Genomic DNA, 9261 nt, shown 5'->3' on the forward strand with positions numbered 1-9261 from the left:
TGCATCTGTTGATTTAAGAATAAAAGAAAACATTTCCAATATCTAGAGGTAAAATTTGACATAATTTTACTAAATCGACCAGGAGAGCTTAGGCTCTCTTTTTTATTTGTCTGTTCGACAAAATGTGACAAAAAGGTGTAACTAGATTTGTTATGATGGATTGGAAATCTTACATTTTAAAAGGGGATATAACATGGCTAATCCAAAATATACTAAGATAGATGAACGATTTGGCGTTATTGAATACCCGGTTACACTTACTGAAATGGTTGAAATATCAAAGAATTTCCCAAAAACAGAACGAACATTTTATGAGTTTGCTTTTAACGCTTTAAAGAAAGTTATGAAATCTAAAGAAGCTATTCATTTCTTTGAAGTTGCTTATCCAAAATTAACGAAAAATGGATTTATTGTCGTTGGAGAACATAACCTATATTTAGTAATGATGAAAGGCGGATTTTTCGGAGGAGCTGAAGCTGAAGTAGTTAAATACAAAGATATTAAGAACGTAGACTTTGATATTGCTCCGAATTTATTTGGTGCATCCATTATGAACCCAGGTGTTATTTACTTAGAAACGAAAAAAATGTTAGGCACGAAAAAGAGATCTATCCATAATATTCCTGAATATAATATCGACGCTCTTTTAAAAGTAATTCGTGATAGATTGAAATAATTTTTAAATACTGGAGGCAGCAAATAATGCATAAAAAGTTATTAACATTTTTAGTGTGCAGCGCTTTGCTTATGGGATTAACAGCATGTGGATCTAATGAAAAGACTACAAGTGAATCAAATAAATCAGAGCCTACATATCAAAAAGAAAAAGAGCAGCCTAAGAAAAAATTAGCATTCAAAGATATGACTACTGATCAGTATCTACAAAACTATAATAAAATTAAAGATGAATTGGCTGGACAAGGGATTGAAATATTACCTTTTAATTTTGAGTATGAAGAAAGTGCAAAAACCCATAGATTTTATTACACAAAGGACGAAAATATGTCCAAAGAAGACGCTAAGTGGGTTAGCGTTCATTTAAGAAGAGACGGTAAAACAATTGATGGACTTATGTATAATGGAGCTCCAGAAATTAATACAATTAAAGCTATGGTAAAAGCCACTGGTATAACTTGGTCTGAAAAACTAGATAAAATGATCGAAGGAAAAGAATCTAATAAAGAAAAAGAAGAAATCACAGTTGATGGGGTAAGAATTAATATTTTTGGAAGTCCGACAGATATTACGGTCATGGTTGATTCTCCAAAGAGTCTGTAATGAAATACTAATTTGAATTATATTTCTCAATAACTAATATAGATAAATATGGTAAAATGGAAATCGGATGGGAGTCCATATACATATTGTTAAAATTAAGGTGGTTCAAATCGGAGAAGGGCACTCATGAGAGTGTCTTTTCTTTATGAAAAAATCCCCACACATTGTGCAGGGAAAGGAGTGAACCTTTTGGCTGGGTGACCACATTTATACTAATGTATTATTCCTCCACTAGCAAAACAGGAAAATAGCATTCTACACCTAATAAAATGACATTTTTATTTTTGTTCTATTAACTGAATTTGAAAAATATCTGAGTCTTTCAATCCCAGAACATTCAGCTCCTCTTTCATCGTTCTCCACAATTCAACTTTTATTGATTTTACACTTTTATCTCTCAATGTGTATTCTCTGATATATTGTATTTCTTGTTTCTTATTTCCTCTCACATTAGCACCCTCTTTTTTAAAAAATTTCACGTACTACATCTGTTTTGTTAAACCAATTTCGGATATAGGGCAAATTGTAACATTCCATAAACAAAACAAAAACCCCCTAAATAGGAGGTTCAGAATGAACTAGTTAACAACGCATATAAATACTGCTTTAAGAGACAGACCAGGTAACACTTTTATTTTTGCTAGGAAACAACAAATAATATTGGGGTAGCACCATCATTTCGCGGATTCTGTACGCTAAGGCTATAACCCTTGATATAACAAGGATTACGTAATAAGAACCGAAAACGGTCGTTTAAGCAACTTTATTTATATACATCAAAACTGACTGAAATATATTTAAAATCCAGTTCCAAAACTCATTACCAAAAACAAAGTTTTATATCAAACGTCAAATACCGTTTATGGAACTCTCTTAACGTACGGAAAAACCAAGTTTTTTAAATGAAAAATTCCTTAGCGTACGAAATTCGCGTTATGTTGGCGGGACCCCATATTGCTTTAACGGGACAGTCATTTAATTTTTATACTGTGTAAACCAAATTAATATAGGGGTAGCGTCAGGAAAATGAGCTTAGCGTTGTAAATCCGCATTTTCCTGACGCTACCCCATATATAACATTAGGTTTAAGACGAACTACCATGGGACAGTTTTAAAAAAAGAGTTGCGAGTACACATTAAAAAACAATAGATATCTAGCAAACACATATAACTAGGTTTAAAGCGAACTACTGTGGGACACTTTATAACTGTTTTATTAATCGCCCGATAACGGACTTTGATAAGCCTGTATATTCAACTAATTTTCGAATAGATGCATTAGGATAATCTTCTTTTGCTTTTTTAAGTATAGATAGCTTGTCCTGACTTTTTTCTTGTTCAGTCGCTAAGTATTCTTCACGTGTAGCTATACCTTTTTCGCGTCTTTTAATATGTTTTTTTTCTTTATCACGTCGATTTTTCTCTTTGGAATTAATTAAAGTGTCCATTTGTTCTAATTCTTCATCGGTCAATTCAATGTTAAGTTTTCTCATAATCGTTTCTGTTTTCATAGGTTTGATAATATTGTTTGGTAGACCATATCTTTTAAAATCATTTTTTGCTAATTCATCAAAAAAAGTCATAGCATCTTTGTATCCGTTTTTCGCTGTTCTTTCCACTACACTCTTTTTTTGCGGATCGTCTAGCTTATCATTCAGTTGGAACATCATTTCTAACGTCGCTGCTTGGTTTTTTACGATTAAAGCAGTTGTAAATGAATAAATATATGTTAAGTCGTTTCTGTTCTCTATATGACCATTTCTAAGCATTACAATCTTCTCTAAATCGGACTTTCTTTTTGTATTCAGACTGTAAAGATTCATCACACCTTTTTGAGAAGGTAATGTTGAAATCGAACCTTTCTTACTCGTTTTTGTTCGTCTTGGTCTTTTCTTCTCTAAAGGTGGAACATATTCATACAATTCCTGTAATTCGTGCTCACGTCTTGTCCAAATTTCTAACTCTATTTGCTTTCCAGTTTTGCTATGAGTCGTATATGGCATACGCAAGACCCTTGAAAGATCACTGCATGATCCATCGGCCCCTAATGGCATTAACATCTTTATGAAATGATTCGTTATGTATTGAGATAGAAACGCCATTTGTGGAGCAGCTCCACCTTGTACAGTGTAAATCAGCTGAATTCCTCTTCCGTACATTACAAGATTTGGACATGGTAACAATCCTTCAGCAATACAATCTTGTAAATTCCGAATCACGTATTCTTTTGAAATATCTAACTTATAAAAATCTAAATCTACGCCAATATTCCGTATTTGCTTTAAATCCGTCGCTTTCCTACTTCCAAATGTGAAACTATTCAGAGACAGATAAAAGTCCTTATTTGAAGGATTAGACATATTTGAAAGAGTTTTAACGTCGTTCGTGCCTATCCATAATTGTTTTTTCTCACTACCACTTAAATCTAATAATGCTATGTATCCACTTTTTTTATGTTCTGATAGGTAGCATTCATGCCACTCATCAATAAATACTTCCTGCGGCTTCCGAATCGCCACTGACATACAAATAGCCTCCTTATTCAAATAAAGGAAGCTACACAAGACACTTTTATACTTTACCTGCCTGTCTCTTTTTGCTATTATAAAGACAGACATTAAGTTTGTTCTGTGTAGCTCACGCTAATAGAACAACATTATTACCTTGTGTAACTTTTCAGAGAGCTTTATTCCCGCGGTCGCCAAACTTTAGGGATGAAGCTCTTTCTCATTTATTCGATTAATTTCTACATCAATTGTAATACAAGATTCATAGAGATACAACCAAGGGCAGGGAATGTGAAAATTCCTGTCCTTTTTTCTGTGGTTCTGTATTATAATCTATTTGTAATATAAAATGTACACATTTTTGTAATAAAAAAGAGGTATCATAATACTAGTAATAGAATTTATATTTATATCAAAGTTAACAGAAAAACTAGTATCAATTCTGAATTTATTATTAGTACTAACATTAGTACTAATAACGGTATCAATAATAATACTAGTACTGATACTGATTTTTATATTGAAAGGAGATTGAACTATGCCTGTTATCTGTGTTAACAACAACAAAGGTGGTAGTTTAAAGACTACAACAGCTGTAAATTTAGCTGGTGTTTTAGCAGGAAAAAAGAAGAAAGTTTTGATTATTGATTCTGATAATCAAGGTAATGTTGCGTTAAGTTTTGGGATGAATCCAGATCAATTTGAACTGACAATCTATGATGTTTTAATTGGCGATTGTAGCACAAAAGATGCCATTGTTAATGTACATAAATACATAGACATAATTCCATCAAATGATGATCTAGTCGGATTTGAATTTGAAGTCATTAGAAACATAGATAAATATATCAACCCGTTTTTATTAATGAAAGTTGCTTGTTCAGAATTAGAAAATTTATATGATTACATCATTATTGATACTCCACCATCACTTGGTTTGATGGTTGGTAATGCGTTCGCGTTCGCAGACGGTATTCTTATTCCATTTAACCCTGAACAATTTTCTATGCGCTCATTAGTAAAAGTTACAGAGACAATTAAAGAATTTAAAGAGCAGTACAATAACAAACTAAATATCCTTGGTGTTTTAGGAACATTAGTCGATTCAAGAACATCACTTCATTCTGATGTATTGCAATCCACAAGAAAGTACTGTTTAGAGAATGACATTAAAGTATTTGAAACTGTAGTCCCTCGAACGGTAAGACATGCTTCTTCTATTGCGTATGAAAGTGTTCCAGCAACGTTGTCAAAGAAATATAAAGAAGCAGGTAAATGCTATTTCGATTTATGGAAGGAGATTGAAGCAATTGGCGAAAAAGAACCGGCTCGTTGATTTTGGGAATGTGGCAACATTAAAAGATCAAGAAACCACTGATGTTAATAAAGATGTGAACATTAGTACTAATAACAGTACTAACATTAATACTGACATTGACACTAATGTTGTTATCAATGAAGATGTCAATAAAAGTACTGATACTAACATCAAAGATGATACTGAACTTAATATCAATAATAATAATACCGAAACTAACAAAGACACTGATACCAGTATTAATGTATCTAAGTTGTTAGAGAAGATTGCATCTAAAAATAATAAGCAAAAAAAGATACAAAGAAGTATCTATCTAAGTGAAGATATTTCAAAAAAATTCGATCGTTACGGTAAGAAAATGGGTAAAGGTGCAAAGAGTGATTTGATTGAAGATTTTTTACGTGAAGCTTTAAAAGATTTTTAAATAGAGGTGATTAAAATGGATATGTTGGAGATTGCAAAAAAAGCAAAAGAAACAAAGCCGAAATTCAAGAAAAATAAACCTACTTTTAAAACTCGTACTTTTAGAATCCGAGAGGATTTATTAGAAGCCATTGACACTCTTTATACAGAACATGGTGAAAAACAAGAACTGATTAATACTTTGCTGATAGATCATTTCGAAAAGTTGAGCGCTGATTTGAAGTGATAATTCATTACTAAATAGGAGTGGTATCTTTGGAGAAGACTAATAATTCATTTGTAGTAACTGTAAAACCTATTATCGATAACTTAGACGTAACGGAATCAGTTGAAAAGGATAGCAAAATAGAATCAAAAGACCATGTTAATACTGTTATTGAAAATGATGATGTATTGGGCTTCTTAAATACTTCGAAAAAGAAAATATTAGTTGGTTTTCACTTAGAGGAAGACATCAACAAAGTCATTAAAAAAGTATTAGGTGAAAATCCAGAAAAAGGCGCACAGTCAGAATTAGCAAATAGAATATTCCGTGACTTCTTTGAAAAGAGAGGATTGCTATAAAGCCATGGTTAGAATGACTGGAAAGGAGATTGATTAGCATGCCATTTGTAATACGTGGTGAAGGATTTATTCTTGAAAGTTGTGAAATCGGTCAAGAAGGAAAAGAATTGGAGTTTGAAACATATCAAGAAGCGTTAAATGCACTGGACTTAATTCAGTTGCCTCAGCGAGATGCAGATTTAGAGATACTAGAACTAACAGCTTGTGAAGAATGTCATGGTCAAGGTGGTATTATTATCTCAATTGATGAAGGAATAGTTGCTGACTGCCCCATTTGTAATGGGAGAGGAAAAGTTGAAGAAGAATAAGAAAACTAGCCGACTTATAAGAGCCGGCTCCTTTGCATTTTACTCGTATTGGTAGAACCATCCTTTGCCGTCTAACCATGCAGTCAACTTATCAAGGTCACTTCCGAGTTGTCTTGATGTACGTACTGAAAAGATTCCTTCTTGCTTACCTTCAATATGGATGTCTGTCGGGTACCCTAAACCGTCCAATACTTGAGCTACTTCAAGCATCTTATCGAATCCTACTCCGCCAGTTGCTACTAGTTTCATACCGTTGTCCATAATTGTAATACCCTCCTGTGATTGAATATTTTGTCCTGTGATAGCTTCTGCTACTGCCTTTGCTGCTTTATCAAAGTTCGCACGGAATTTTCGCATATCATTCTCATTGTCTACAAAACAGATTTCAGGTAATAACCCAGTTTTCGTTTTATTAATCCAACCTAAGTCCGTTGAAAATTTGATTCCACGATCTCTTAATCCAAAAGCATCAGCCATTGCTTTAGAAATCTTGGCAGCTAGTTCTCTATCACCATATAAAGGATGCAACCAAACTTCGCATCCGGTACCACCTGGTGTAGCATTTAAATGGAATTGTAAATCAACATTACTGTCTTTCACACGCAGATGATTATTAGCCGCGTTATTCCAAACATCATATTTTGTTGTCCCTACTTCATCAGAACAATTCACATATTTCCATCCTGCTGCTTGTACATATTTAGCAACAGCATCTAAGAAACGTCTATCTTCCACATGTTCTATCCCATAGATACTATCCGCACCTGGCACAATTTTGTTATGACCACCTGAACCAGCAAAACAATCCATTACTCAACATCTCCTTTTAATTTAATAAAAAAGAACGATGTTTTTAACACCGCTCTTAAGCTTGTACAACATTTTTAATTGTTTGATGTGTCTTTGGTATCCGTAAACCATTTGCCAGCAGCAGGATTAGAAATAACCCCACAAGCAACTAAAATAACTAGAATAATATCGACATATTCTTGATATCTTCCTGCGTTAAATTGTGGAATCGTATCCATTAGCACCATCCCCAGTAATGCAAAAAGGGCAACCCATAACCCACGATTTTTTAATTTATCTCGCATTCTTTTCATCTTCCTTTCTAGAATCAGATCTTTTAATTTTTGCTTCAATTTCACTCGCTACACTTTCAAGTAGCCATGTTGGAATCCATTTATCCCACCCAATACGTACACAATTCGCTGTGAAACTATTAAAAATGTGGTAAATCAATCCGCCAGTTACCATGTAAAAAAAGAAATCTGGTAATTTAAAAGCGATATCAAACATATGAGCCAAACAAGGCAACAAAAAAAGCACCACGGTGCGCGCAATGCCTTCAATTCCATATTGACTTGAATAAGTACCATCCAATTTTGATGCTTTACTGCCAGTAATCCAGTCTAGTCCAACAACCATCATCAGAATAGAAACCCAAATTAAATTCGTTTTGCCATATACCAGACTCAAAAATGTTCCCAATCCACCGCTAATTACTGATGCGATTTTGAATTGTATAGAAGTGAAAATGTCGCTAATATCAATACTTTTTAGAAGAGCATTCATTCTATCCATACTTCACCCCCTTTCAAGACAAAATAAAAAAAGCCTACTGTTGTACGCTTTATACAATGTTACCCATTATTACCCCTTGAACAATCATAACACGATGACCTGCTACTGGTTTATAACTTCCTATATAAGGATAGGCTTTAACAGTAGGAGCAGTTGAACCATCTATTATAACTGTAGGCCTCCCTCCATTATAATCTTGAGGTATCTTACCAAATCTAATACTAACTGTTGGGGATTTATTATCCATCATATCTAAAAAAGAATTTACATCAATCATATATTAACAACTCTCCTTGCTTCATGTGTCATTTCTCCACCGTGTGTTAAACTCATTGACCATGCTGTCTCCGAAAACTTCTCATTTATGCCTAATTTGCTGTAGTCTATCTGTAGAATATCTTGGTAACCATGGATAGGCATAAGCGCAGTTTTGAATTTAACTTTCCCGAATACTTGCGAAGCTTTATCCGCTATCTGTTTAGTGTAAACATCTAATGCAGCTTGGTCTGCCATATCCTCTACTTCTCTATAGTCTACTATCGTACGTCCACGGTTAACTGTACTAGTAGGTGAATCAGGATTGTCGTTAGTATACACAGAACGTAAAGGCTTTTCTTCTGCATTCGTTTTAACGATAACCCAACGATTAGGTGTTTTATAGATATCTAGTTCTTCTTCCATTCCATTGTAGATGATACTTAGTTCATCATCTTTGTAAGTATATTCAGGAGATAAAACAGATGGTGAGATGTATTTATGGCTAGTAAAGAATCCATTCTCATCTACAAATATAGGTGTGAATCCTATATTTGTAAGTAGGCTATTGATTATTTTCATCTTAGGTGTCCCGATATCAAACTGGATATCTCTTGTTAATACTTTATCTGTATCATCTATAATATAATCTGTAATACCTGCACTCTTAAGAACATTTATAACGGCTTGTTTATAGTTTGTTCCTGCTGTTACTGTATAGATATCGTCTACGAAATCGTCTATCAATATGATACTAGGATCGTAGGCCTCAACGTCTCTCATAACTACGTTCTCATCATCTGCTCGTGTAGGGCTTGATAGTAAGAAAATACCCAACGGAAAGTCGATGAAAGTCTTCTTAAGATCAATGCGTGCTTTAAGTTTAACTGCAAATGGTTTACCTTGTGAAGTCTCAATGTACTCACCATCAAAGCTACTATCATGGACAGTATACCAATTCTTCCCGTCATCTGATATTTCTAGTTTAGATTCATGGTACAGTCTATCATCTGCAAAAGAGTGC

14 protein-coding genes are annotated in these 9261 nt (G+C 33.7%); 7 read left to right on the forward strand and 7 right to left on the reverse strand.

The window, feature by feature from the left end:
• The first annotated feature begins 193 nt into the window (after positions 1-193).
• Together COO03_RS11970 and COO03_RS11975 are read left to right on the forward strand one after the other, a co-directional pair.
• A complete protein-coding gene (locus COO03_RS11970; protein ID WP_097897402.1) occupies positions 194-676 on the forward strand; it encodes a PH domain-containing protein in 483 nt (160 codons plus the stop codon).
• A gap of 26 nt (positions 677-702) precedes the next feature.
• Positions 703-1278, forward strand: a complete 576-nt coding sequence (locus tag COO03_RS11975) for a hypothetical protein (protein ID WP_097897403.1) — start codon at positions 703-705, stop codon at positions 1276-1278.
• 278 nt (positions 1279-1556) lie between these two features.
• On the opposite strand, the gene COO03_RS27045 is transcribed toward COO03_RS11975, so the two are convergent.
• Together COO03_RS27045 and COO03_RS11980 are read right to left on the reverse strand one after the other, a co-directional pair.
• Positions 1557-1727, reverse strand: coding sequence for a hypothetical protein (locus COO03_RS27045; protein WP_179863015.1), 171 nt, complete (start codon positions 1725-1727; stop codon positions 1557-1559).
• A 753-nt stretch (positions 1728-2480) separates the two neighbouring features.
• Entirely contained in the window at positions 2481-3803 is a 1323-nt protein-coding gene (locus tag COO03_RS11980; protein ID WP_097897404.1) for a replication protein, read from the reverse strand.
• A 520-nt stretch (positions 3804-4323) separates the two neighbouring features.
• Here COO03_RS11980 and COO03_RS11985 point away from each other — a divergent pair.
• Genes COO03_RS11985 through COO03_RS12005 form a run of 5 tightly spaced genes read left to right on the forward strand, consistent with a single transcriptional unit; the run spans position 4324 to position 6398 of the window.
• Positions 4324-5121, forward strand: coding sequence for a ParA family protein (locus tag COO03_RS11985; protein WP_097897405.1), 798 nt, complete (start codon positions 4324-4326; stop codon positions 5119-5121).
• Entirely contained in the window at positions 5096-5527 is a 432-nt protein-coding gene (locus COO03_RS11990; RefSeq protein WP_097897406.1) for a hypothetical protein, read from the forward strand. Before COO03_RS11985 ends, COO03_RS11990 begins: the two co-directional genes overlap by 26 nt.
• 15 nt (positions 5528-5542) lie before the next feature.
• Positions 5543-5752, forward strand: coding sequence for a hypothetical protein (locus tag COO03_RS11995; RefSeq protein WP_097897407.1), 210 nt, complete (start codon positions 5543-5545; stop codon positions 5750-5752).
• A 29-nt stretch (positions 5753-5781) separates the two neighbouring features.
• Positions 5782-6090 carry a hypothetical protein gene (locus COO03_RS12000; RefSeq protein WP_097897408.1) on the forward strand — a complete coding sequence of 103 codons (309 nt, stop codon included), beginning with the start codon at positions 5782-5784 and terminating at the stop codon, positions 6088-6090.
• Positions 6091-6128: 38 nt separating this feature from the next.
• Entirely contained in the window at positions 6129-6398 is a 270-nt protein-coding gene (locus COO03_RS12005; protein ID WP_097897409.1) for a hypothetical protein, read from the forward strand.
• A 39-nt stretch (positions 6399-6437) separates the two neighbouring features.
• Here the strand turns inward: COO03_RS12005 and COO03_RS12010 are convergent, their stop codons facing one another.
• The 5 genes from COO03_RS12010 to COO03_RS12030 form a co-directional block, all read right to left on the reverse strand.
• Positions 6438-7208, reverse strand: coding sequence for an N-acetylmuramoyl-L-alanine amidase (locus tag COO03_RS12010; protein ID WP_097897410.1), 771 nt, complete (start codon positions 7206-7208; stop codon positions 6438-6440).
• A 74-nt stretch (positions 7209-7282) separates the two neighbouring features.
• Positions 7283-7492: a hypothetical protein gene (locus COO03_RS12015; RefSeq protein ID WP_097897411.1), complete on the reverse strand. Its 210-nt coding sequence runs from the start codon at positions 7490-7492 to the stop codon at positions 7283-7285.
• The gene (locus tag COO03_RS12020; RefSeq protein ID WP_097897412.1) at positions 7482-7982 is read right to left on the reverse strand and encodes a phage holin family protein; all 501 of its coding nucleotides are present in this window, start codon (positions 7980-7982) and stop codon (positions 7482-7484) included. Before COO03_RS12020 ends, COO03_RS12015 begins: the two co-directional genes overlap by 11 nt.
• Positions 7983-8031: 49 nt before the next feature.
• Positions 8032-8259 (reverse strand): hypothetical protein, encoded by a 228-nt coding sequence (locus tag COO03_RS12025; RefSeq protein ID WP_097897413.1) that lies wholly within the window; start codon positions 8257-8259, stop codon positions 8032-8034.
• Positions 8256-9020, reverse strand: coding sequence for a hypothetical protein (locus tag COO03_RS12030; protein WP_142316249.1), 765 nt, complete (start codon positions 9018-9020; stop codon positions 8256-8258). Before COO03_RS12030 ends, COO03_RS12025 begins: the two co-directional genes overlap by 4 nt.
• Between the last annotated feature and the right edge of the window lie 241 nt (positions 9021-9261).

The organism is Bacillus sp. AFS098217 (assembly GCF_002551815.1).
GTDB lineage: Bacteria > Bacillota > Bacilli > Bacillales > Bacillaceae_G > Bacillus_A.